Annotated in this window: 21 protein-coding genes; 10 read left to right on the forward strand and 11 right to left on the reverse strand. The window is 52.6% G+C overall.

All coding sequences use genetic code 11. The features are described from left to right. Nucleotides 1-28: 28 nt before the first annotated feature. Nucleotides 29-919, reverse strand: coding sequence for a DMT family transporter (locus PUT07_RS02275; protein WP_274466126.1), 891 nt, complete (start codon nt 917-919; stop codon nt 29-31). Between the two features lie 127 nt (nt 920-1,046). Here PUT07_RS02275 and PUT07_RS02280 point away from each other — a divergent pair, with 127 nt between their 5' ends. Then, nucleotides 1,047-1,916, forward strand: coding sequence for a LysR family transcriptional regulator (locus PUT07_RS02280; protein ID WP_274466127.1), 870 nt, complete (start codon nt 1,047-1,049; stop codon nt 1,914-1,916). A 249-nt stretch (nt 1,917-2,165) separates the two neighbouring features. Here PUT07_RS02280 and PUT07_RS02285 read toward each other — a convergent pair whose 3' ends face one another. From PUT07_RS02285 to PUT07_RS02295, 3 genes are all read right to left on the reverse strand, one after another. Next, nucleotides 2,166-2,780, reverse strand: coding sequence for a DUF1273 domain-containing protein (locus PUT07_RS02285; protein ID WP_274466128.1), 615 nt, complete (start codon nt 2,778-2,780; stop codon nt 2,166-2,168). A 78-nt stretch (nt 2,781-2,858) separates the two neighbouring features. Beyond that, a complete protein-coding gene (locus PUT07_RS02290; protein WP_274466129.1) occupies nt 2,859-3,899 on the reverse strand; it encodes a dienelactone hydrolase family protein in 1,041 nt (346 codons plus the stop codon). A 20-nt stretch (nt 3,900-3,919) separates the two neighbouring features. After that, nucleotides 3,920-5,206, reverse strand: coding sequence for a Gfo/Idh/MocA family protein (locus tag PUT07_RS02295; RefSeq protein WP_274466130.1), 1,287 nt, complete (start codon nt 5,204-5,206; stop codon nt 3,920-3,922). A gap of 149 nt (nt 5,207-5,355) precedes the next feature. Between PUT07_RS02295 and PUT07_RS02300 the strand changes: the two genes are divergently transcribed. After that, entirely contained in the window at nt 5,356-6,177 is an 822-nt protein-coding gene (locus PUT07_RS02300; protein WP_274466131.1) for a helix-turn-helix transcriptional regulator, read from the forward strand. A gap of 129 nt (nt 6,178-6,306) precedes the next feature. Here PUT07_RS02300 and uxaC read toward each other — a convergent pair whose 3' ends face one another. From uxaC to PUT07_RS02315, 3 genes are all read right to left on the reverse strand, one after another. Continuing rightward, entirely contained in the window at nt 6,307-7,707 is a 1,401-nt protein-coding gene (gene uxaC, locus PUT07_RS02305; protein WP_274466133.1) for a glucuronate isomerase, read from the reverse strand. A 170-nt stretch (nt 7,708-7,877) separates the two neighbouring features. Further along, nucleotides 7,878-8,810, reverse strand: a complete 933-nt coding sequence (locus tag PUT07_RS02310; RefSeq protein ID WP_274466134.1) for a VanW family protein — start codon at nt 8,808-8,810, stop codon at nt 7,878-7,880. Nucleotides 8,811-9,314: 504 nt separating this feature from the next. Further along, nucleotides 9,315-10,124, reverse strand: coding sequence for a phytanoyl-CoA dioxygenase family protein (locus PUT07_RS02315; protein ID WP_274466135.1), 810 nt, complete (start codon nt 10,122-10,124; stop codon nt 9,315-9,317). A 158-nt stretch (nt 10,125-10,282) separates the two neighbouring features. Between PUT07_RS02315 and PUT07_RS02320 the strand changes: the two genes are divergently transcribed. The 5 genes from PUT07_RS02320 (at nt 10,283) to PUT07_RS02340 (ending at nt 14,683) form a co-directional block, all read left to right on the forward strand. Next, the gene (locus PUT07_RS02320) at nt 10,283-11,056 is read left to right on the forward strand and encodes a helix-turn-helix domain-containing protein (RefSeq protein WP_274466136.1); all 774 of its coding nucleotides are present in this window, start codon (nt 10,283-10,285) and stop codon (nt 11,054-11,056) included. 68 nt (nt 11,057-11,124) lie between these two features. Beyond that, complete coding sequence (locus PUT07_RS02325; protein ID WP_274466137.1) at nt 11,125-12,357, forward strand: aminopeptidase; 1,233 nt, start codon at nt 11,125-11,127, stop codon at nt 12,355-12,357. A gap of 215 nt (nt 12,358-12,572) precedes the next feature. Next, a complete protein-coding gene (gene rocF, locus PUT07_RS02330) occupies nt 12,573-13,490 on the forward strand; it encodes an arginase (protein WP_274466138.1) in 918 nt (305 codons plus the stop codon). Nucleotides 13,491-13,611: 121 nt separating this feature from the next. Next, nucleotides 13,612-14,301, forward strand: a complete 690-nt coding sequence (locus PUT07_RS02335) for a DUF1361 domain-containing protein (protein ID WP_274466140.1) — start codon at nt 13,612-13,614, stop codon at nt 14,299-14,301. 16 nt (nt 14,302-14,317) lie between these two features. Further along, nucleotides 14,318-14,683 carry a glyoxalase superfamily protein gene (locus PUT07_RS02340; RefSeq protein ID WP_274466141.1) on the forward strand — a complete coding sequence of 122 codons (366 nt, stop codon included), beginning with the start codon at nt 14,318-14,320 and terminating at the stop codon, nt 14,681-14,683. Between the two features lie 57 nt (nt 14,684-14,740). Here the strand turns inward: PUT07_RS02340 and aspA are convergent, their stop codons facing one another. After that, on the reverse strand, nt 14,741-16,159 hold the full coding sequence (gene aspA, locus PUT07_RS02345) for an aspartate ammonia-lyase (protein WP_379239489.1): 1,419 nt from the start codon (nt 16,157-16,159) through the stop codon (nt 14,741-14,743). A gap of 443 nt (nt 16,160-16,602) precedes the next feature. Here aspA and PUT07_RS02350 point away from each other — a divergent pair, with 443 nt between their 5' ends. Beyond that, nucleotides 16,603-17,802 carry an ornithine--oxo-acid transaminase gene (locus PUT07_RS02350; protein WP_274466143.1) on the forward strand — a complete coding sequence of 400 codons (1,200 nt, stop codon included), beginning with the start codon at nt 16,603-16,605 and terminating at the stop codon, nt 17,800-17,802. Between the two features lie 84 nt (nt 17,803-17,886). Here the strand turns inward: PUT07_RS02350 and PUT07_RS02355 are convergent, their stop codons facing one another. From PUT07_RS02355 to PUT07_RS02365, 3 genes are all read right to left on the reverse strand, one after another. Further along, nucleotides 17,887-18,489 carry a carbohydrate-binding family 9-like protein gene (locus tag PUT07_RS02355; protein WP_274466144.1) on the reverse strand — a complete coding sequence of 201 codons (603 nt, stop codon included), beginning with the start codon at nt 18,487-18,489 and terminating at the stop codon, nt 17,887-17,889. A 74-nt stretch (nt 18,490-18,563) separates the two neighbouring features. Next, on the reverse strand, nt 18,564-19,007 hold the full coding sequence (locus tag PUT07_RS02360; protein ID WP_274466145.1) for a DUF2663 family protein: 444 nt from the start codon (nt 19,005-19,007) through the stop codon (nt 18,564-18,566). A 126-nt stretch (nt 19,008-19,133) separates the two neighbouring features. Beyond that, nucleotides 19,134-19,370, reverse strand: coding sequence for a cold-inducible protein YdjO-related protein (locus tag PUT07_RS02365; RefSeq protein ID WP_274466146.1), 237 nt, complete (start codon nt 19,368-19,370; stop codon nt 19,134-19,136). A gap of 155 nt (nt 19,371-19,525) precedes the next feature. Here PUT07_RS02365 and PUT07_RS02370 point away from each other — a divergent pair, with 155 nt between their 5' ends. Continuing rightward, a complete protein-coding gene (locus PUT07_RS02370; RefSeq protein ID WP_274466147.1) occupies nt 19,526-20,791 on the forward strand; it encodes an MFS transporter in 1,266 nt (421 codons plus the stop codon). 127 nt (nt 20,792-20,918) lie between these two features. After that, the gene (locus PUT07_RS02375) at nt 20,919-23,288 is read left to right on the forward strand and encodes a helix-turn-helix domain-containing protein (RefSeq protein WP_274466148.1); all 2,370 of its coding nucleotides are present in this window, start codon (nt 20,919-20,921) and stop codon (nt 23,286-23,288) included. The last annotated feature ends 177 nt before the right edge of the window (nt 23,289-23,465 follow it).

Raw genomic sequence — 23,465 nt, forward strand, 5'->3', positions numbered from 1 at the left:
CATTGCCAGCCCGCCCCAGGCGCCACCCTCAGCGCAGCTCCCGAACCTGCGCCATCCTGCCTGCCGAACTGCCGCGCCTCTCCCAGTTCACCAGGAAAATGCCCGCGCAAATGAACGCGCCCCCAAGCCCTGCATACCAGGCAACTTTCTCGCCGAGCAGCAGCCAGCTGGAGAGCAGCCCGAAAACGGGCACGAGAAACAGGAACGCGCTCGTTTTGGCCGGGTCGCCGCTGCGCAGCAAATAGAACCATAGCGAGAATTGAACGATGGATCCCATGATGACAAGCCACAGCAAGACGATGACTGAAGTTGAAGTAAAAGCGAAATATGGATGCTCCGTAGCCGCACCCAATACCAGCAGGGCGATTCCGCCGGCAAGCATTTGATAGGCGGCAAGCACGTTCATATCAAACCCCGTTCCCCACCGTTTAATGAGCAGGGTGGAGCCGGCGAAAAACACAGCGCCAAGGAAGCCGATCCATGTGCCCGGCTGGAAATTCATTTGCAGCCCGAACGTTATGACCACGCCGATAAAGCCCAGAACGACGCCGAACCATTGGCGGCCGCGATACTTGGCACCGGCGAACAATGTGCCCAACACGATGACCACCAGAGGGTTCGTGCAAGTGATAATCGCGGATTCCCCGGAGGAGATCCAGTGCATGCTGTAATAAGCGCAGCCCATCACGCCTGCGGATTGCAGCAAGCCGATCAGCGCCGCTTTCCCCCACATCGCCCAACTGGAAGGCTGCGGCTTTCTTCTCACGATAACCGCCAACACCGCTCCGGCCAAAGCGAATCGAATGCCCATCAAGAAGAACGGCGTCGAATAGGACAATCCTACTTTGCCTACAGGGAAGGCGACTCCCATCACGAAAGTTGTAAAAATAACAAGTGAGATGTATTTATATTTGTTCATCCCATATTACCTCCCATCCAATTAGATGATCTCATTGTACTGGAGGGTTGGCATTATGTATAATGATTGCTATAGATACCTGTAATCATATTTTATGATACCAAATCACGGACAAGGAGGTCTCCGAATGGAAAGCCCGGATCTGCGAATATTTCAAATGGTTGCCCGCGAAGGCTCCGTCACCAAGGCGGCGCAGCGGCTCGGTTATGTGCAATCCAACATTACCGCACGGATTCAGCAGCTGGAATCGGAGCTGCAGACGGTCCTCTTCTTCCGGCACAACCGGGGCATGACTTTGACATCCAGCGGCAAATCGCTATTAGCTTACGCGGACAAAATCATCGGGCTGCTGGATGAAGCCGTACTTGCGCTGTCTTCGACCGGCGAACCGAGCGGCCCGCTTCTCATCGGCTCCACGCAGACCGCAGCGGCGGTCCGGCTTCCTAAGCTGCTTGCTTCATATTACAGCAGACATTCGAATGTGCAGCTGTCTCTCACGACCGGACATACGCAATATCTCATGGATAAAGTGCTGCATTATGAGCTGGACGGCGCCTTCATCGGCTGCACCTGCAACCATCCCGAGCTGCAGGCGGTCACCGTTTTCGAGGAGGAACTGGTCGTCGCTGCTGGGCCTGCCGTAGCAAGTCTGACGGAAGCCTTAACGAAACCCATCCTGGTCTTCAATCCAGGCTGTTCATATCGCGACGTATTGGAGCAATGGCTGCAATCCGTCGGCATCCCGCAGCCCGTCATGATGGAGTTCGGCATGCTCGAAGCGATCGTTGGCGGGGTTTCGGCCGGGCTGGGTATCTCTCTGATGCCCAGAGCCGTCACGCAAAAGCACGAGGAGGAAGGCTTGATCCGCACCTTCGACATCCCCGAGCCGTACCGTTATATCAAAACGGAATTCATCACGCGCAAAGATGCTTTCGTCAGCTCCTCGCTTAACGCATTCATGGGGATGCTGGCTCCCGGCCTGTCATCCCCGTCATGAGGATTATACCCGTGTATCCTCATGCTTCCATTCAATGAAGATCTGCTTGTAGACATCTGCGAGCTGCGCCATCTTCCTTATTAACCCAGTCGTAATCTTGGCAGCTTCTTTTAATCCCCACAGAAAACACCCCTAAGAATACATCGGATTAACCATAGGTTTTTCCAATGTCTATTCTAAGGGGTGCACATTTTTCATCGGACTAACCAGTGGTTTTTCCAATGTCTTCTCTAAGCGGTACGGATCTATCTAGATCTCATGATCATCATTATAATTGGCAGGTTCGTCCACCATATCCGTCCATGAATCGCCATAGGCATCCTCGTGGTCCTCTTCGGCGGCATTTTGCAAATCGTTGGCGTTGATCGTGATGATCGGATAGTCGTGATTGGCGGCCAGCTGCACCGCCTGCATCTTCATATACTTCGGGGAGCCTTCCGTATCTTCGTCATAGACCAGAATGATGCCGTCCGAATTGCGCAGCAGGAACTTGTCCCGCTCCTTGAACTGCCAAGGCCCTTCATATTTGGTCTTCGTAATGCTATTGACATAGTTCGCCCTGTTGAGAACACTTGTATAGCAGCCCTTCTTCTCGTCGCTCCAGTTCTCTTCCTGTTCCAGAAATGGCGTGATGACCGCCAGCTTCAATTCGGGACAAGCTTTGGCCTGTAGCTCGAGTACCGCCTCGGCCGCCCACAATTCAACGCCCCATCCGCCGCTGACGACGACCCATTCGAGACCTTCTTCGACAAGCGGAATGAGCCGCTTTTGGATCGCTTTTTTGATAATCGGGATCCCCTGATGTTTCAGTGAGAAAATGCCAAGCTCCGAAGCTTTGTACCCTGTGATTAAAACACGTTTCAATGGAAGTTCACCGCCTAATACGCACTACTGACAGGTTAGCATAGATTTATCGCGATAGAAAGCACAAAGAGCCGCCGGTTATATACCGGACGACTCTATAGCCATCATGCGGGCAAGCCAAGGGTAAGCCTGGCTCCCATTCACTTGATGTCCGCCCTCATAGAGATGAGAGCCTAATTTCTCCGCTGCGCCCGCTTCTGCGTACAGCTCTTGCAAATAGCCGATCGCGGTTTCGACCGTAGCAACCGGGAAAATGCGATCCTGTTTGCCCGAAGCAATAAATAACGCACGCGGCGCGATCAACCCCATCAATTCAGGCAGCTCCCCATACGCAAGCGCCCCTGGCAAGTAATTGTCGATGCAGTGGCGGACATGCATAATACTGCCTTTGAACGTATTGGGAAAAGCGCAAAGTACCGTCGCTTTAATCCGTTCATCCATTGCGGCCGCATACGAAGCGACCAGTGCACCGCCGGAGAAGCCGAAGCATCCTACTCCGTCGCCTTCGACATCTTCGCGCGACAACACATAATCGACGGCCCTCAGCGCCTCTTGAACGCGCAGCCCTGCGATCGATATGCCGTACAGCATCAGATGGGAAGTGAGCGCTTGGCAGGAGGAATTGTTAACTTTCCCATCCTGCTGATCCTCGGCCAGCCTGCGGTCGCCGAAGCCGAAGAGTTCCGGCACCACGACGAGAAAGCCCTGTCTCGCCAATTCCAACGCATAGTTGCCGTGGGAATCCGGCTCTCCCGTTTGCTGGGAACCGTCAGGAAGCATACCGGAAATTTGTCTGCTCCCGTACCCGTGACCATGCAGCGCCAACGCCGCCGTGTACCGTTCCTTATTCCCTTTCGGAATAAGGACGTAAGCGGGAACGCGGAACCCGAGAACGGTGCCGAACTCGACCCGTTCCCGGATATGATCTTCGAACTCCAGTCGTTCCAGGAGAACGGGACGAAGCTCTTCCTGAGGCAGCTTGCCCATCTGCAAGGAGTCGGCTAAGCCTTGTTTCAGCCTGTCCCGCGTTTGTTGCGCATTCTCCTGCTCCCTCAGCTGTGCCCGCTGACGGTCATAGGAGCGGTACAACTGTTCCATCAGATCATCTGGATTCCACATAGGCTTCTCCTTCTCGCGAATTAGAATTTAACGAGCTTCTCAACGTTAACCGGTTGTCCCGTACGAATGGAGATATTGCCGGCAATCCCCGTAAGAATGGACATCGCACCGTCGACATGGGATGCCGCTCTTTGGAAGCGGTCATCGGATGGCGTACCGAAAATGTCGTTCAACAGAATCGGGTCTCCGCCGCCATGGCCGCCAGCCCGTTCTTCAATTTCAACATCGTACGGAGCCGCGAACATCGGGAATACTTTGATCGATTTCTGCTTCAAAGCGCCTTCATCTTCTTTTTTACCGCCGGAGTTAACATAGGATTGTTCCACGACTTTCATCTCGATACGGCCCTTGCTGCCGTTAATATGCACATTAAAGCCTTCCCACGGCATATAGGCATTCAAAGAATAAGTCAGAATCGCTTTATTTTTGTAACGAACCATGACACCCATCGTATCTTCGATATTAATACCGTCGCCGAAAACGCTTTGATCGCGCTGATAACCGTCTTCATGCTCCGCGTCCAAATATAAGCCTTTCAGATGCTCGTTCTTATCCAGGTGCAAGGCAAATGGATCGCCTTTCGCGTTCTCGTTGCCCGTTGCGCGCTGATAGAACTTCGTTTCGCCGCGTTTCTCGGCATTTTCTCTGCCGTAGAACATCAAACCGCCCATCGCATAGACCGTATCGGGGCGCGTGCCCAGCCAGAAATTCACGAGGTCAAAATGGTGCGTCGACTTGTGTACGAGCAAACCGCCGCCATTGCGTTTATCCCGGTGCCATCTGCGGAAATAGTCAGCGCCATGCTGAGTGTTAAGCAGCCACTCGAAGTGCACGGAATGCACGTCGCCGATCGTACCGTCCATGATCAGCTCACGGATTTTGGTATTGTGCGGCGCATAACGGTAGTTGAACGTTACGCGAAGCTGACGACCTGTCCGCTCGATAGCGTCGATAATTTCTTGGCATTTCTCTTCGTCAACCGTCATCGGCTTCTCCGAGATCACATCGCAGCCGAGTTCCATCGCCTTGATGATATAGGTGTGATGCGTGCGGTCAACCGTTGTCACAATGACATAGTCCGGTTTCTCGGTGCGGATCATTTCTTCGAATTGATCGGCTTTATACGTAGGAACCGCTTTGTATTCGTATTTCGTTTGCAGCAGACGATTCGTAAAGTTCATTCTCGTTTGATTGATATCACAAATGGCTACCAGCTCTGAAGTTTCCTGGAAATCTCTAACGATCGAGCCATAGAAGAATTCGGCCCTACCTCCGGTACCGACGAGAGCATAACGTTTTTTTGACATGATAGTTGAACCCCTCTCAGAAATAAAATTTTGTTACCTCAAGATTAATACAATATTTGTTGCGTTTCTAATCAAATCTTATCTATCGTCTTTCAATCCTTGCATATTTTGCTATAATAAAAGTACAGTTTCTGGTGAAGAGGTGTCCTGTGGTTCAATTTGATATAGAACGACTGCGCAGAGATGTTCCCTACTCCATGCAGGTGAATCATTTCCACGATCATTATGAAATTTATTATTTGCTCAGCGGGAAGCGATACTATTTCATCCAGGACCGGTCCTATCTGATTCAAGAAGGCGATCTCGTCCTTATCGATAAAAATGCCCTCCACAAAACGCGAAATGTCGGCACCGAGCCGCACGAACGCATTTTGCTGAGCTTCGACGACAAGTGGATCCGCTCCATCGGCGAGGATGCCGCCGCGCATCTGCTTGTGCCGTTCCAGCAGAAGCATCAGGTTTTCTCTTTATCCGGCGCGAACCGCACGGTGGTGGAGAACCTGCTGTTTCAGCTGCTTCGAGAGCAGCAGCAGGCGCTGAGCGGCTGGCAGCTGAACAGCAGAGCGCTGTTCACCCAGCTGCTGATATTTTGCACGCGGCTAACCGATAAGCTGAGCTCCGCGCAGGAGCATCCGCAGGCGCACAATCCCAAAATCTTCGAGATCGTCGCTTACATCAACGAGCATTACCGGAGCCGGTTGACGCTGGCTTCAATCTCGGAGACGTTTTATATCAGTCCGAGTTATTTTTGCCGTTCCTTCAAAGAAACGACCGGCTTCTCATTCGTCGAGTATTTGAACAATGTGCGGATCCGGGAAGCGCAGCGGCTGCTGCGCGAAACGAAGCTGAAGGTGATTCACATCGCCGAGCAATCCGGCTTCGACAGCGTGGCCCATTTCGGCCGCGTGTTCAAGCAGGTGACGTCGCAGACACCGCTGGAGTGCCGGAAGCTGATGCGCCGGAGTCAGTAGCTTAAGCTGGATAGGCCGTGGGACGGCCTTGTGGGAGACGGGGGTTGGGGGTTGATGGGGATGGACCCCGTATAGACCGATAACCCCGCAGAAATGAAAAGGCTGCCCGATGGGCAGCCTCTTTATGATTTAAAATCCGAAATATTGTTTCGCATTATTGTAGGAAATACCTTGAACCAATTGCTTCAACAGCTCTTGGTCGTTCGGGAACTCGCCGGCTTCCACCCATTCGCCGAACAGGTTGCAGAGAATTCTGCGGAAATACTCGTGGCGCGTATAGGACAAGAAGCTTCTGGAGTCTGTCAGCATGCCGACGAAACGGCCGAGCAAACCGAAATTGCCGAGCGATTTCATTTGGGCGATCATGCCGTCTTTCGTATCGTTGAACCACCATGCGGAGCCCAGCTGAATTTTGCCCGGGATGCCTTCGCCTTGGAAGCTGCCCATCAAGGAAGCGAGAATTTCGTTGTCGCGTGCATTCAATGAATACAGGATCGTTCTTGGCAGGGAATCGGCAACAGCCAGGGAAGACAGCAGACCTGTCAAGGCGCTAGCTACGAGACTATCGTTGATGGAATCAAAGCCTGTGTCCGGACCGAGCTTCGCGAAAGCTTGTCCGTTGTTGTTACGGGACGCGTTGATATGGTACTGCATCGCCCAATCGAGCTTTTTGTACACGCCGCCCAAGAACAAGAGCGTGAACGCTTTATATTTTTTCTCGTCTTCCAGGCTAACCGAATTACCGGCTAATGCAGATTTGAAAATTTGATCGACTTCTTCTTTGGTCGCCGGTGCGAACGGCACATAATCCAAAGCATGGTCGGACACTTTACAACCTACGGAATTGAAGAATTCCGCTCTGCTCTCAAGCCCTGCAAGCAGGTCGTCGTAAGTGGAAACCTTAATTCCGGCCGCTTGTTCCAATTGAGCGATCCACGGCAGGAATGTCGCGCGGTTAATTTCAAGCGCTTTGTCCGGACGGTAGGATGGCAGCACTTGTGTGTTAAAATCTTTGATTTCTTTGATTTTGATGTGGTATTCCAAGGAATCCACCGGATCGTCCGTCGTGCAGATGACCGTTACTTTGGAATTCGTAATCAAGTCTCTGGCGCGGGATCCGCCCTCTGCCAGCTTCGCGTTCACTTTCTCCCAGATTGCAGGCGCGTTTTTCTCATTGATCAGGTCGTCCACGCCGAAAAAGGTGCGCAACTCCATATGAGACCAGTGGTACAGCGGGTTGCCGATAGCCATCGGCACCGTGCTCGCCCATGCTGCGAAACGGTCGTAGTCGCTGGCTTCGCCGGTTACTTTGCTCTCGTCAACACCGTTGGCGCGCATCATTCTCCATTTATAGTGATCGCCATACAGCCAAGCTTCCGTAATGTTGTTGAATTGTTTATTTTCATAAATTTCTTTAGGACTCAAATGGCAGTGATAGTCAATAATCGGCAGATCTTTGGCATATTCGTGAAACAAATGAACGGCAGTCTCGTTCGTAAGCAAAAAGTTTTCATCTAAAAACGGTTTCATAAAGCTGGTTTCCACCCTTCTCAACCTGAAGATTCTGCCTTCTATTGTAAGCCAAGCCGTCACTGAAGTCTTGTGATTTTTTGCTATAATTTTATGAAATATGCATATATTGACCTCCTTCCCGAATACTAAAAGCCCCGAATCCACATACATGGACCCGAGGCTCTACGTTACGGAACGGATTTGCCGACATCCGTGCCTGCAGATATTTCTTCCGGCAGCAGCTTGGATGCGCCAGGTACGTGCCGCGGCTTATGCTGGATGTTTTCAGACGAGTAGATGGTGACGTATATGCGCCCTGGCAGCGCTTGTGCTCTAATAAGGATCGGCTGGTTGTAGTCGTTCTTGAAGCTGAAATCCGGCCCGCCCCAGTTGACCGTAGCATCCCTGCCCGCAGGCACATACGGCACGGAGCGGCTGTGCGAGTATCTTTCCAGGATCGTAAGTCCCGCCCGGTCCGCTGCATTAAACAACGTAGAGGATATTTGGCAAATGCCTCCCCCGATGCCTTCGGAGAATTCTCCCCTGACAATCACCTTGGCGGGCATATAGCCCCTGCTGCGCGTACGAACGCCAACGACGCCGTTGAAAGAGAACGTTTCGCCCGGAAGAACGACATGATTATTGATGGCTTGTGTCGCCAGCTTAATATTGGTATAACGGTGCTTGTTGTTCGAATTAAAATACGTGACATAATAGCCGATCGGATGTGCACGAATGCTCGCCATCAACTCGCTGTCAACCTTGGGATACACCGGTGTAACCGGCACTTCGAAGGTCATCGGTCCGCTCCGGTAGAAATGCTCATAGAACCGCTCCACGAACGCCTTCCGGTTCAATCTTGCGCCCGGGACCTCCTTCACTATACTGCCTGAATCGTTAATTGTGGCGTTGACGGGTTTCCGGTACGATTTCTTCTCTATTTCGGTCATGAGACGGTTCAGTTGCTCGGTATCGATTATCGGCAAATTCACATAATCGAGCATATAGGCCTCACGCTGAATATTCGCTTGAAGCTCGGTTTTCTCGCCTTTCATCGCTTGGTCCGGTGCAAAAGTTTGCTGCAACAGAAGCATGCAGATGGCTATCCATCCTTGCATCATGAATTCAATCACCCCTCCCCTATTGTGAACAATTGCAATTTTTCCATACCTTTATCGTGCGAACTATAAAAAGCATCTCAAATTACAGCGTTTGAGCTGGGTCACGCGTGAATTGGACGAATGGAATTACTCCCGGTATTCCACTGCCCAATCGGCGTGTGAGCGGGATACCATGTGAGACCGATAACAGGAATTACTCCCGTTAAAAAAGCGAAGAACACCCTCTTGCGGCGCTTTTACTCTGAATTACAGGAGATTATCCTGTTATCCTGCCCGCACCGGCTCCATTCCGCGAAATTAACAGGAGAAATTTCTGTTACGCACTCCTTGGGCCAGGATCGCCGCCTGGATCCTGACTGTTACCGCACTCCTTTGACCTGGGGTTACACGCGAGCTCCTAGCAGATCATCCAACTCTGCAAGCCGCGCCCTCCCCCCGTGCCCGCTCCAAAAGAAAAAAGGACTGCTTCCCGCCATCCGGCAGAGAACCAGTCCTTGAAACTTTTTAATGCGGATAAACGACCTCGAACTCGTCACCGCACGGGCCGCCGCTCGGATTGACATCGAGATCGACAGGCTCCCCGTTCTGACGGTAGAGCGGCCTGTAATAGTTGCTGATGTGGGTCGCCGACTCGTTCGCATAATGGCAGATGAACGCCCTGCGGAACCGGTCCTTCGTCTTATTGCGGTAGGAACCGTGAATCAGGTTCCCGTTAAAGAAGAGCACGTCGCCTCTCTCCATAACGACAGGCATCGCCTTCTCGTCTTTGGGCGGCTTCACGTAATGCGTCGTGAACGATTCCTTGCTGTCGGCGAGGTCCGGGCAGGATAACGCCAGCGTATTCGTTTTGGGAACGACGAGCAGTCCCCCGTTCTCCTCGTCGGCGGCATCGATGGCCGTCCACGCGGCGATACAATTGCCGGGCTCAACTTGCAGATAGAAGTTGTCCTGATGCAGCGCCTGCCCCCTCGAACCGGGCGGTTTGAAATAAAACATGCTCTGCGCAGCCAGTGCCTCCTCCTCATACAAATCGGCTAGCACCTGCATGACCGGCGGGTGGATCATATATTTCTTCGCCGTCTCGTTAAACCGGTGCGGATGCAAAACCCGCGGGTAGCGCCTCAACGGATCTGAGCCGTCCGCCTCCCAGTCGGGCTCGAAATGCCCAGGCACCGTATGCCGGCTGATTTCTTCGAACGTAGCGTCGATATCAGCCAGTTCTTCCGGCGAGAACAAGCCTTTGACAATCAGATAGCCTTCCTTCTCAAAATGCTGCTTTTGCTCTTCCGTCAGTTTCAATAGTGTCTTAGACATCGTGTCTCTCCTCCATGTTTCACTTGATCTTTCTTGCTTTCAGCATACCGGAAACAACCATGTCATAGAAGTAAGAATGTTGCTAATTACTCCTACAATTCTGCTGTTGCTGTTATACTGTCGATAGGATCAATCCAGAGACGAAAGGAGCCTAACGCATGAGTATTGACGACAAAACGTTCCTGGCCGGACAGTTCAAGGAAAACGACGCCTATGTTACGATCCGCCCGGAGGGGCGTGCGGACTGGCTCTTGTGCTTCACCCTGGAGGGAGAAGGCTACTTCATGCAAGACGGCCGCGAACACGTCTGCCGGGCGGGCGACCTTACGCTGCTCGCTCCGGGAACGCCGCAGCACTACGGAACGCGCAAGGGGCACGTCTGGCATTTCGTCTGGGCTCACTTCCCGCCTGTGCTCACCGAAACGAATCTCCTGCCGCAGGAGAATCTGCTGCTGCTGACGGTAGAGAGCGATTCGCTCCGTGAGCGCATTCATCAGGCATTCATACGGATATTGAATGATTCCAGGGAGCGCGGCGATTATTGGTTTGAACTGATCTGCTGCTCATTACGGGAAATTGTGCTGATCATGGCGCAGAAATGGAGCCGCACAATGGATCCCCGCATCGAGGAGGTCCTCCATCTGCTCTCACAAATGATGCGGGAGTCCGTGCGGATCGAGGAGCTTGCCGAGCACGTCGGACTCTCGCCATCACGGCTTGCCCATCTGTTCAAAGACAGTACGGGCTACTCCATCATCGACACCCTGAACCGGATGCGGGTTCAACAAGCGGCTCTCCTGCTCGAGCATACGCAGCGCAGCGCCTCGGAGGTATGCTACGATGTCGGCTTCCAGAATTACAATCATTTCATGAATCAATTCCGCAAATGGCAGGGGACGACCCCAAGCTCTTTCATAAAAAATAGACGGTAAAAATTATTTGACAGTTGACATGGGGCAGGATAAACTTGCTAGCAAGATGAAGAAAGAGGAGGATTTCTATGACCTTTGCAACCAATCTTGAGAAATATGCGGAGCTGATTGTCCGTGTCGGTCTGAATATTCAGCCAGGACAGACGCTCTGGGTCAACGCACCCATTCTTCAGCCGGAGCTTGTGCGCCTCATCTCGCGCAAAGCTTATGACGCCGGCGCCAAGCATGTACATATCGAATGGCAGGATGAAATCTGCACACAAATTAAATATAAGCACGCCCCGGACGATTCGTTCAATGAATATCCGGCATGGCGGGCGCAAGCGCTGAATGAACTGGCGGATAAGGGAGGCGCCTATCTGTGGATCGACGCCGACGATCCCGAGCTGCTCAAGGATGCCGATCCAGCACGCATCGCCGCCTATTCCAAAGCAGGCGGACCGCTGCTCGTGAAATGGCGAGAAAGCATGTCCTCCTATTTCATGACCTGGTCGATCGTCGCCGCACCGTCCCCGGCCCGGGCCCGCAAAGTGTTCCCTCAGCTCGAAGAGAACGAGGCAGTGCAGGCGCTGTGGGATGCGATTTTCAAAGCTACCCGCGCGGATCAAGACAACCCTGTTGAGACGTGGCTTAACCATAACGCTGTACTGCGCAGCAAGAGAGAACAGCTCAATGCGAAGCAGTTTCACAAGATTCATTACCGGGCTCCGGGAACCGAGCTTACCGTTCAATTGCCGGCCAACCACATCTGGCGCGGAGGTGCCGCCACCAACGGGACAGGCGGCTTCGAATTCAACCCGAACATACCGACCGAGGAAGTGTTTATTTCGCCCAATCGCGCTGGAACGTCGGGAACGGTTTGCAGCACGAAGCCGCTGAGCTATCAAGGGAACTTGATCGACCGTTTCTCCCTCACCTTCGAGAATGGACGCGTCGTCGACTACCAAGCCGAAGTCGGCTACGAGTCTTTGAAGGCGCTGCTGGAGATGGATGAAGGCGCCCGCCACCTGGGTGAAATCGCCCTCGTGCCGCACGATTCCCCGATCTCCAATTCGAACCTGATTTTCTTCAACACGCTCTATGACGAGAATGCTTCGAACCACCTGGCTTTGGGCAGAGCGTTCCCGACCTGCATCGAAGGCGGCACCGCTATGACCAAAGCGGAGCAGCTGCAAGCCGGGCTCAACGACAGCCTGATCCATGTTGACTTCATGATCGGATCTGCCGAGATGGACATCGACGGCGAATATGCGGACGGCCGCATCGAGCCAATTTTCCGCAAGGGCAACTGGGCGTTTTAACCTAACACCTGAACACCTGATACCCGATAGATAGAGAAAGAAACCTTCTTTAACCGCTCGCGAGCAGTGGAAAAGAAGGTTCTTTTTTCATATAGTAAAGAAACAACCTATTCAGACTCAACCTGGGGCAAATTCGCAGCGAGCCCGAGCATGGTTCCGGCGAATTTGGGAATGTTAGACATTGCAACCCCATCCAAACAAGAGGAGTTGATCGTATGAGTACCAAACCGACAATCGCTGCGATTAGCGTGCCATTTGATCTTGGAGCAGGCCTCCGTGGGGCTCGCAAAGGACCCGAGGCGATCCTGCAGGCAGGGTTATTGCAAGGATTGCAACAAATAGAGATTACCGCTGAGCATGTGGCGGAGATCCGGCTGCCGGACGATAAGGCAACACCACTGCCTCCTGATGCCGATACGAAAAATTTGAAGTTTCTGGCGGAGGTCATCGAAGTCAACAAGCTTCTGGCCGCGGAGGTTTCCAAGGCTGCCGGGCAGGGGCGCTTCCCGCTTGTTCTCGGCGGCGATCACTGCATCGCCATCGGCACATTGGCCGGACTATCCGCTCACTATAAGAACCTGGGCGTCATCTGGATCGACGCGCATTCCGACTTGAACACGGCGGACACCAGTCCCTCGGGCAACATTCACGGGATGTCGCTGGCGGTCAGCATCGGAATGGGGCATCCTCTGTTAACGGCCATCATGGGCGATCATCCGCGAGTGAAGCCGGAGCATATCATCCTGATCGGCTGCCGCTCGCTCGACGAAGGCGAGAAGAAGTTGATTCGTTCGCTCGGCATCAAATGCTATACGATGTATGATATTGATCGCAGGGGGATGGCGGCCGTCATGCAGGATGCGATCGATTACATCAGCGCCAAAACCGACGGCGTTCACCTCAGCTTCGACGTCGACTCGCTCGACCCCCTGGAAGCGCCCGGCACCGGCACGACGGTCAAGGGCGGACTCCATTTCCGCGAAGCCCATCTGGCTGTGGAAATGCTGCATGAAGCCGGCATCGTGACATCGGCCGAATTCGTTGAGGTCAATCCGCTGCTCGACGACAACAACAAAACGTCCCAACTGGCTGTCGGGCTGATTTCCTCCTTGCTGGGCGAGCAAATTTTATAAGGGCAGCCAACAGGAAGAGCGAACTCGCAGACCTTATGGAATGCGGGTTTTTCGGCTTGTTGCGGAAGACATTCCAAGTTAAAATATGGATATAACCTATGCCACGCTATTAGGAGCCCCAATGAGAACATTGAATCTATGGTACACGCAGCTTATGCTTGTCGTGCTTTCGCTCGTGACGATTGCCGTTTACCTGCTTTTCAAAAACCAGACGTATTATGAATTCCTCCTCTGGAATCTATTTCTGGGCTGGCTGCCGAATCTGTTCGCATTGGGCGCTTATTGGGTACATACAGGCCGAACAACGGTTTTGGAGAAAACGCTTATCTTCCTTCTGGGACTTGCCTGGCTGCTGTTTCTGCCCAACGCGCCATACATCTTGACGGATTTCATCCACTTGACGATTCTGAAGGATACATACGTGCACAACGAATTGTTCTTGGCTCCGTATTGGCACGATTTCTTCATCGTCTTCCTGTTCGCTTGGAACGGATTCATGCTCGGAAGCAGTTCCATGTACATGATCCAAACAATCGTCCGGGAACATATTGGCCGCGCATGGTCATGGCTATTGGTTGTCGTTGTCTCCCTGCTCAGCGGGTACGGCATCCTTCTCGGCAGACAATATCAATTGAATTCGTGGGACGCCCTGATGAACTTGAGAATCTTCGAGGTTATCCGCGACAGCTTGAATAAGGAGGATCTCCTCTTCTCCGCATTGGCCGGTTTAGTCGTTCTTGTGGTCTATGTAACTTTCTATATGTTGATCAATGGTGTTGCAGGATCGAAGCTGCAGGCCAACCGAAGATAAGGAGGAGGTGCACAGGATGAAAACGGTAAGCATAACACCGATTTTTCGGATATTCGATGAGCACAAGGCTAGGGAGTTTTACGTGGATTATTTGGGGTTCACGCTCGATTGGGAGCACAGCTTCGAGAGCGATATGCCGCTGTATCTGCAAGTCAGCCTCGGGGATCTGCGCCTCCACTTATCCGAGCATTATGGAGATTGTAGTCCGGGATCTGCGATTCGCGTAGAAATAACCGGCATCGAAGCTTTTCATCAGAGTCTGACCGATAAAAAGTATAAATATTTGCGTCCCGGCCTGGAACAAAGCCCGTGGAAAACCAAGGAAGTCTCCGTTACCGATCCGTTCGGGAACCGGATTACGTTCTTCGAGCCTTTATCATAAACGAACGCCCCCTGTTCATCTTGCGATGAGCAGGGGGCGTTCGCCTTGTACCGCCTGCTAGTCGGCAGGCTGGAGCAATCGCTCGCCGGCGATGCCCGGCGTCGTCATCTGGATCGGGTTGAGGATTTCTTCGATCTCCTCAGGTGTCAACAGTCCGCGCTCGAGAATCAGCTCCTTGAGCGTCATTCCCGTGCGCACCGCCTCTTTGACCAGCTGCGCGGCCACTTCGTAGCCGAGGTGCGGGTTCAGAGCCGTCACAATGCCGAAGCTCTGCTCCACGAAGGTGCGGCACCGCTCGCGGTCGGCTTCCAAGCCTTCGATCGCGAAGCGCTCGAAGACATCCGCCGCGTTACGCAATATTTTCAGCGATTGCAGCAGGTTGAACGCAAGAACGGGTCCCATGACGTTCAGCTCGAACTGTCCCGCTTCGCAAGCCAAGCAAATCGTATGATCGTTCCCGATCACTTGGAATGCGACCTGGTTAACCACCTCCGGCATGACCGGATTCACTTTCCCCGGCATGATGGACGATCCCGGCTGCCGAGGCGGCAGCTTCAGTTCGCCAAGCCCTGCGCGCGGACCGGACGCCATCAGGCGGATATCGTTGCATATTTTGGACAAGTTCACCGCGCAAACTTTCAAGGACGCCGAGAGCTCCGTGTAGGCATCCATGTTCTGGGTGCCGTCAACGAGATGCTCGGCATTCTGGATCGGGATGCCGCATTGATCCTTGAGGTGGAACATAACGCGGTCCACATATTCCGGCTTCGCGTTCAGTCCTGTACCGACCGCCGTCGCCCCCATGTTCACCGTCAACAACCCTTGGGACGCTTGACGAATCCGGTTAATATCCCGCTGCAAGACGCGCGAATAAGCGCCGAATTCCTGCCCGAGGCGAATCGGAACGGCATCTTGTAGATGCGTTCTTCCCATCTTGATCACATCGTCGAACTCCTTCTCCTTCCGGGCGAAAGCGGCCTGCAGCGAGCTCATCGTCTCGAGCAGCTGCTGTGATAGGCGATAAGCGGCGATTTTGATCGCCGTCGGGATGACGTCGTTCGTCGATTGCGACATATTGACATGATTGTTCGGATTGCAGTGGAAATAGCTGCCCTTCTGCTCACCCATCAGCTCGAGCGCCCGGTTCGCCAATACTTCGTTCATATTCATATTGATGGACGTTCCTGCACCGCCCTGAATGGAATCTACGATGAACTGCTCCAGCAGTTTACCTTCTCTTACTTCTTCCGCTGCTTTCACCAACTGCTCGCCGATTTTTTTGGGCAGCATATGGGTCTCCATATTCGCCAGCGCGGCCGCCCGTTTGACCTCCGCCAATGCGGTTATCAGCTCGGCGTGGATCTTCACGCCTGTAATCGGGAAATTTTCCAGCGCCCGCATCGTTTGAATCCCGTAATAAGCGTCCACCGGAACTTGCTTCTCACCTAGAAAATCTTTCTCAATGCGATAAGTCATCGTACACACCGTTCCTTTTTGTCAATAAAGTAACTGCTCGATGTAGATGTTTCAATTGAAGAATTCGCTTTCACAAGGGTACAATCCTGCAATATGTGACACGCCTTGTAATAAATTTATTTAACATGAAACATCCCTTCTTAGCATGAGTGAAGCCGTATCTCCCCATACTATGTCCCAATCTGCCCATTACCATGATTGAACTTGGCCCATTTCGTGAAAACTTGTAGCACAGACTATCGCTCAGTACTTATATATGCAGGCAAGCGCGCAAACGCAAAGGACATTTCGCTCATGCCGTCGCCCGATTATGAGGATGCCGCCGAGGAATGCAGGTCGCAATGCCGGCCGGCTGCGAATACAATGGATTACAAGCCCGCTATATGCGACAATGTAGTTGTCACTGATCGTTTGGCCAGGTTGAACTCCGAGGAGGAATACTAATGGATAAGCAAAGTTCAATGATTATTGCACAAACAGAAAAATACGGCGCTCATAACTACCATCCGCTGCCGATCGTCATCTCGAAAGCGGAAGGGGTATGGGTGGAAGATCCCGCCGGCATCCGCTATATGGATATGCTAAGCGCATATTCGGCGCTCAATCAAGGACACCGGCATCCGCATATTATACGGGCGCTGCATGAGCAGGCGGAGAAAGTCACGCTGACCTCCCGCGCTTTCCACAGCGAGACGCTCGGGGCGTTTTATGAAAAGCTGGCGGCTTATACGAATAAACCGATGATTTTGCCGATGAACACCGGCGCGGAAGCGGTGGAAACGGCTGTGAAGGCGATCCGCCGATGGGGCTACGACGTGAAAGGCATCCCCGCCGATCAAGCGGAAATCATCGTCTGCGAAGGTAATTTCCACGGCCGGACGGTGACCGTCACCTCCTTCTCGTCCTCGCCGGAATATAAGCGCGGCTTCGGGCCGTTCACGCCGGGCTTCCGCATCATCCCTTACGGGGATGTGGAGGCGCTTCGCGCGGCGATCGGGCCGAACACGGCCGGCTTCTTGTTCGAGCCGATTCAAGGCGAAGCCGGCATTGTGATCCCGCGGGACGGCTACCTGCGGGAGTGCTATGAGCTGTGCAGCGCGAATCGGGTGCTGTTCGCCGCGGACGAAATCCAGACGGGATTCGGCCGCACGGGCCGCCGCTTCGCTACGGACTGGGAAGGCGTCACGCCGGACCTGTACATTATGGGCAAAGCCCTCGGCGGCGGTGTGTTTCCGATCTCGGCGGTGGCCGGTGACCGCGAGGTGCTGGCGGTGTTCGAGCCCGGTTCCCACGGCTCCACCTTCGGGGGGAACCCGCTCGGCTGCGCCGTCGCCATCGCGGCGCTGGAGGTGCTCGAGAACGAGCGGCTCGCGGAGCGCTCGGATGAGCTTGGGGCGTATTTCCTGAAACGGCTTCAGGAAATAAAGGCGCCCCACATCGCCGAGATCCGGGGCCGCGGCCTCTTCATCGGCATCGACCTTACGGTTCCGGCCCGCCCGTTCTGCGAGCGGTTGAAGGAGAAGGGCTTATTGTGCAAGGAGACGCATGAGCACATTATTCGGCTCGCTCCCCCTTTGACGATTACGAAGGAGGAGCTGGATTGGGCCTGGGAGCATGTGCGGGACGTACTGATGACCGTCTAAGCCACCCGGCAATAGGATCATACTCTTTCCTGCTAAGCAAAAGGCTGTCCGCCAGGTCGCTCCAGACCCGCAGACAGCCTTACTCTATGCCTTCACGAACACCAGCGTCCCGAACCGCTGCGGGATGTGGAAATTCACTTTGCCGGTCGGCGACCAAGCCCAATAATGCCGGTTCCCTTCGACGTCGTCGTCGATCCGGTACACGTTCCAGCCCCACTCGGTACCAGGGAGAGGGGAGCCTTCAAGCAAATCCGCAAACGGGATCTGCAGCTCATAATGCCGCCACCCATCCGCCGCGTCGCTTACCGAGGTGTGCAGCCCTTGGGCGTCCCAAGCAATATCGGCTTCGATCCGCCCTTCCAAATCGTTGCGAATCAACGCATCGAACTCCACGCCCCGGGGGCTCAGCTCGAACTCGTAATACTCCCGCCCCGTGCCTTTCGGATCCAGGAACACTTCTACGACGTCTTCTTCATAGATCGGATCGTCCCGCCGCACCATCGTTGCCACGACATGATCATCCTCGCATTCGAACCGGACATGCAGTGCATCCGTCGTCCAGCAGGCTCGGAAGCGAGTCTCCAGCCGGGGCCGGCCGCCGGTCACAACCTCCACCAGCCTCCCGCTTGGAATATTCCCCCAACTTATGTTCTCAACCGCCCGGATATAACGACATTCATACCTCATCCCGCTGCAACGCCTCTCTCATCTATTTCACGCTATCACCATCGCCATCGCTCGCGCAATCTGCTAGTGGCGTTTCAACTCTTGTACACAATATTAATATCATATTCTTGGTCCATAAAGCTAGAGATCTTATCCCGATCCTCGGACTTCACATCCCTTAACCAATCGGCGTCCAGACGCTCGACCGCTTCTTTCCTGAGATCCTCGTATTTGCCTTTCGCTTTCTCAATACGCGCCACGCGATTTCTAGTAAACATGAATAAGGAGATTCCTGCCACTAGCGAACCGGACAATACTTTGTTCGAGGTTAGGTGATCCAGAATGGCAATTGCATTGCCTCCGGAAACCACTAACACCTTGTGATAGAAGTTGACGATGAAATAAAAAATGATGCCGCCGGTCAGGAGAACGAAGAACCACTGCGTTTTCTTCAGCTTGTCCCAGTCGCGCTTCTTCTCGATCAGCTTATCCAGCATTCTTCTCGTATCATTGCTTACGTTCACGTCCGGCCACTTCATCGGCAGTCCCCCCCTATCCATCGTATGCTTGTCTATGGCTAATCTTGACAAAAAAAAAGACCGAAAGCATCACTCTTCTTGCGTGGCCGAAGATGCTTTGGTCTTTGAATTTTCCGTCATAGTCATTTAGAAACGCTTTTTGCCAACCAGAAACTTTTTATTCCCTTTTTTCGCCGTCACAGGTACGTGCTTGTAGCTGCGAATCATCGGATTTTTGCATAGAGGACAAGTCGGTAAAGCTTCCGTAACGAATTCTTTGCGAACCCATGCTTTACAATCCGCCTCTTTACATTTCCAGATCTCAATTTGTTCGACTTCCGGTTTCTGTTGTTCTTCCGTTATGGTACTCGTTGGTGTAGACATTTGAATAGCTTCTCCCTGTTTCGTAGATTAGACTACTTATTATTATACAGATCCCTTGGAATATCAAGTCTTTCCCGTGTTCAAATTTATTTACCAGTGGTAAAATGAGAAGGGCGGCTACAAATTAGACACACTTGCAAAGGCAGGAAACTTGCATGGCAAATTTGCTTCATGAATGGAAGTCACAGTTTCAAGGTTACAGCCGAAATATTATGCTGTTTTTTTGGTTTAACTTCGTTTGGAATTTAGGATTAGGCATGTTTGGACTCGTTTATAATCTATACGTCAAAAGTCTCGGCTACGGGCAGACGACGGTCGGCAGCATCGTCGGCATGACCTCGCTGGCCGCAGCCCTTATTCTGATTCCGGCCGGCATCATGAACGACCGGTTCGGGCCGAAGCGCGTCATCACAACCGGACTCGTACTGACCATTGCCGCGCTTACGGCGAGATCGCTCATTGAAGCGCAAGGCGGCATGCTGGTTTCCTCCTTCTTCGGCGGTATGGCGCTGGCCGTCGTATCGGCGACGATTCTGCCGTTCATGGCCAACAACTCCACGCCGCAGCAGCGTGTTCATCTGTTCAGCTTCAACATGGCGCTGGTTATGATTGCGAATGTCGTCGGCATCGCCTTGGGCGGCGTGCTGTGCGATTTTTTTCAATACGTAATGAACTTGGAGCCGATCGTAAGCCTGCGTTTCACCTTGATGACCGGTGTCTGCATCGCTGCGCTCGGCATTATCCCTGTCGCGCTGTTCGAGCCGAGCGAGGTTGAATCGCAGCCGCGTACCGAATCGATCAGCATCAAGGCGTCTTGGCGCGCTCACCGGTCATCTCTGCAAGTCATCGCCATTTTCTGCTTGCTGGGCCTGCTCTCCTCTATCGGCGGAGGCATGATAGTTCCTTATTTGAACGTCTATTTCGAAGACCGTTTCCAAGCTTCGAAGTCGGCGATCGGCCTGGTCGTCGCCCTCGGACAAGGCGCAACCGCCGTAGCCTTTCTCATCGGTCCGATGATCGCCAGGCGCTTCGGGGAAGTCAAGTCCGTGGTGTATCTGCAGCTATGCTCGATCCCGTTCCTGCTTATAACGGCATTCTCGGCCAACTTCTACTTATCGTCGGGCGGCTACTTGTTCCGCCAGGCGCTGATGAACGCAGCGAACCCTTTCTACAATTCCGTCAAGATGAGCTATGTCGACCGCTCGCTGCGCGGGCTCGCTTCCTCTTCGGGAGAAGCGGTCTTCAACCTGGGCTGGTTTCTCGCGGCACCTGTCAGTACAGGCCTCGTCGAACGGTTCGGGTCTTATTACGGCTATGCCTACGCCTTCTGCATTACGGCCGTCGTCTACTCGGTCATCTCGTATTTCTTCTATTTCTTCTTCGGCAAGAACCGGTTCAAGCCCGTGGAGGAAGCCCGATAAAAAATGGTTCTTTTCTATCGTTGACGCAGACGATAGAAAGGAAATACAATGAAATGAGAGCGCATTCATAGCATCGCCTTAGAGCTCCTAATCCTAATCGACTCTTGATGTGAGGGGATTGCTAATCATGAAGAATAAAATCATCTTTAATGGACAAAGTATTGTTCTGACGTGGATGATCTCCTATATCGTCATTCTCCTTTTACCCATTGCTATCGGCTTACTATTGTATGTGGAATCGAGCAAAACGTTAAAGGAAGAAATTCAGCAAGCGAACGATTCCCTGTTGAAGCAAGTGCGCGAAGTGATGGACAACCAATTCAAAGCGATGGAGCAATTGAATTTCGAGCTCACTTGGAACGTGAACATGCAGGAACTGCTGTATTCCAACAAGTATGAAGCATTTCCCAAAGAGTATCTTTATGATATCTCGCAAATTGCCCGTAATCTTTCCCTGTACAAAACCTCTTATCCGTTAATCGATTCGTTCTATGTTTATTTGTACAAAGATCAATCCGTTATCCTGCCCACTACCGTTCGTTCTAGCGCATTTGCCTACCAGACTTTGCATATGAGTGACGAATTCCCCTTCTCCGCATGGCAAGAAATTATGACACGCCCTAATTTCAAAGGCTTCATCCCGATGTACCGGATCGGCGACGACAATAAGCTGCGCAAGTCAGTCGCTTACGTCAGCACTTATGCCGTCGAGCATAATCAGCCACTCGCTACCAATGTCATCATGATCGATCAATCCCGCATCCTTGGCGCCATTCAAAATATGGAAATCTTTAATAAGGGCCACGTGCTTATTTTAAATAATGAAAACCAAGTGCTGGCATCCAACTCGACCGGCCTGCTTCCCGCCGATTTCCCTTATGACCAATTGACGGAAGCCACCAATCTCTATTACACCGGCTCGGACGGCGAGAAATATGAGATTTTCACCATTCAGTCGCCAATGTCCAAGCTGAAGTATGTATCGATCATGCCCAGCACGGTTTATTGGCAGAAAGCTTCGCATATCCGCAACTTGACTTATATGAGCATGGCGATCTCGCTGCTTGGCGGCGGTATCTTGACGATATTTTTTCTGCGCAGAAACTATAACCCGGTCAGACGTCTGGTGCATGCTTTCTCCAAAAAGGAGGCGATGGCCTCCGGCCAGAGGTACAATGAGTTTCACTTCATTCAGGAAGCGGTTGACAACACGCTGCTCGAAATCGCCGATTTCAAGACCATAATCGAACAGCAGCGCCACATGGTCCGCTCCCACTTCATCGAAAAGCTGCTCAAGGGCAAACACGACCGGCATATTCCGATCTTCGAGGCTTTGACCGCCTTCGATATGAAGCTGGACCGCAACGAATTTGCCGTCATGCTGTTCGTTGTCGATAAGCACGCTCCCTTCTTCAGCCGCATCACGCATAAGTCCGATGAGGACAAATGGAAGCTGCTGCAATTCATTATTATGAATGTCGTAGAAGAGCTGCTCTCCAAGCGGCATCGGGGCTATGCGACGGAAATTGACGATTCTGTGGCCTGTCTGGTCAATATAACGAGTGATGAGGGTGAAAGCGCCAAAGAAGAGCTGCTGCGCATCGCCGAGGAGACGCAAAATTTTCTGTCGGCGACTTACGACATTCACCTCACGATCTCGATTTCCAGCGTTCACGGACAGATCGCAAACGTGCCCCAAGCCTTCCGGGAAGCTCTGGATTCGATGGCTTATAAGCTCGTTATGGGCGGAAGAGAAATCCTGGCTTACGACGATTTGCAGGCCAACAGAGCCTGCGAGCCCGTTTCCGGCTATTATTATCCGATGCAGGTCGAGCAGCAATTCCTGTACGCGCTGAAGTCAGGCGAATTGGAAGAATCGCAAACGATCCTGGCCGACATTATGACCAAAAATTTCGAGGTTCGCGGCATTTCCGTTTCTTTGACCAAATGCCTGATGCTGTGCCTGATTACGACGATGATGAAGAGCATCAGTGAAACCGGCGACATGCAGGAAAGCATTTTCACCCGGAATCCGAAGCTTATCGACCGGCTGCTCAACAGCAAAACGTTGGAAGACATGCACCGGCAATTGAACGAAATGCTGGCCGGCATCTGCGAATACACCTCGGCGAAGCGGCAGGCCACCATGTCTCAACAGCGGCAGAAGGCGCTGCAGCAGCTCGTTGAAGAGATTTCCACGTTCATCGAAGATAATTATTCCGACGCCAATTTGAATGTCTCGATGATCGGCACTCATTTTGACCGCAAGGCCACGTATTTGTCGAAGCTGTTCAAGGATTATGCAGGCGAAGGGCTGCTCGACCGCATTAACAAAGTGCGGATCGACAAATCGAAGCAATTGCTTGGCAAACAGGAACAATCGGTTGGCGACGCCGCCAACGGGGTCGGCTTCAACGATATTAACGCCTTCATCCGCGTGTTTAAGAAAGTAGAAGGTATTACCCCCGGGAAATACAAGGAGCTTATACAGAAATAACGAAAAGGGCAGCCGCTCGGCTGTCCTTTCAGCTTCCTTTCTTCATGAACAAACCCGGCCAGACGGAAGGTTTGCCCGTCGAAACGTCCTATTTCAGGCTCGTTTCGCCCCATTTTGGCTATTTTGAAGATAACATTGGACATTTTGTAGAGCATTTCACAACAATTCGAGATGCAT

Source organism: Paenibacillus sp. MAHUQ-63, assembly GCF_028765165.1.
In the GTDB taxonomy this organism is placed as follows: Bacteria; Bacillota; Bacilli; order Paenibacillales; family NBRC-103111; genus Paenibacillus_E.

What these genes read in the sequence shown, in the direction of transcription:
- PUT07_RS02275 (WP_274466126.1), bottom strand. Translation starts at nt 919, where the DNA reads ATGAACAAATATAAATACATCTCACTTGTTATTTTTACAACTTTCGTG.
- PUT07_RS02280 (WP_274466127.1), top strand. Translation starts at nt 1,047, where the DNA reads ATGGAAAGCCCGGATCTGCGAATATTTCAAATGGTTGCCCGCGAAGGC.
- PUT07_RS02290 (WP_274466129.1), bottom strand. Translation starts at nt 3,899, where the DNA reads ATGTGGAATCCAGATGATCTGATGGAACAGTTGTACCGCTCCTATGAC.
- PUT07_RS02295 (WP_274466130.1), bottom strand. Translation starts at nt 5,206, where the DNA reads ATGTCAAAAAAACGTTATGCTCTCGTCGGTACCGGAGGTAGGGCCGAA.
- uxaC (WP_274466133.1), bottom strand. Translation starts at nt 7,707, where the DNA reads ATGAAACCGTTTTTAGATGAAAACTTTTTGCTTACGAACGAGACTGCC.
- PUT07_RS02310 (WP_274466134.1), bottom strand. Translation starts at nt 8,810, where the DNA reads ATGATGCAAGGATGGATAGCCATCTGCATGCTTCTGTTGCAGCAAACT.
- PUT07_RS02315 (WP_274466135.1), bottom strand. Translation starts at nt 10,124, where the DNA reads ATGTCTAAGACACTATTGAAACTGACGGAAGAGCAAAAGCAGCATTTT.
- PUT07_RS02320 (WP_274466136.1), top strand. Translation starts at nt 10,283, where the DNA reads ATGAGTATTGACGACAAAACGTTCCTGGCCGGACAGTTCAAGGAAAAC.
- PUT07_RS02325 (WP_274466137.1), top strand. Translation starts at nt 11,125, where the DNA reads ATGACCTTTGCAACCAATCTTGAGAAATATGCGGAGCTGATTGTCCGT.
- rocF (WP_274466138.1), top strand. Translation starts at nt 12,573, where the DNA reads ATGAGTACCAAACCGACAATCGCTGCGATTAGCGTGCCATTTGATCTT.
- PUT07_RS02335 (WP_274466140.1), top strand. Translation starts at nt 13,612, where the DNA reads ATGAGAACATTGAATCTATGGTACACGCAGCTTATGCTTGTCGTGCTT.
- PUT07_RS02340 (WP_274466141.1), top strand. Translation starts at nt 14,318, where the DNA reads ATGAAAACGGTAAGCATAACACCGATTTTTCGGATATTCGATGAGCAC.
- aspA (WP_379239489.1), bottom strand. Translation starts at nt 16,159, where the DNA reads ATGACTTATCGCATTGAGAAAGATTTTCTAGGTGAGAAGCAAGTTCCG.
- PUT07_RS02350 (WP_274466143.1), top strand. Translation starts at nt 16,603, where the DNA reads ATGGATAAGCAAAGTTCAATGATTATTGCACAAACAGAAAAATACGGC.
- PUT07_RS02355 (WP_274466144.1), bottom strand. Translation starts at nt 18,489, where the DNA reads ATGAGGTATGAATGTCGTTATATCCGGGCGGTTGAGAACATAAGTTGG.
- PUT07_RS02360 (WP_274466145.1), bottom strand. Translation starts at nt 19,007, where the DNA reads ATGAAGTGGCCGGACGTGAACGTAAGCAATGATACGAGAAGAATGCTG.
- PUT07_RS02365 (WP_274466146.1), bottom strand. Translation starts at nt 19,370, where the DNA reads ATGTCTACACCAACGAGTACCATAACGGAAGAACAACAGAAACCGGAA.
- PUT07_RS02370 (WP_274466147.1), top strand. Translation starts at nt 19,526, where the DNA reads ATGGCAAATTTGCTTCATGAATGGAAGTCACAGTTTCAAGGTTACAGC.
- PUT07_RS02375 (WP_274466148.1), top strand. Translation starts at nt 20,919, where the DNA reads ATGAAGAATAAAATCATCTTTAATGGACAAAGTATTGTTCTGACGTGG.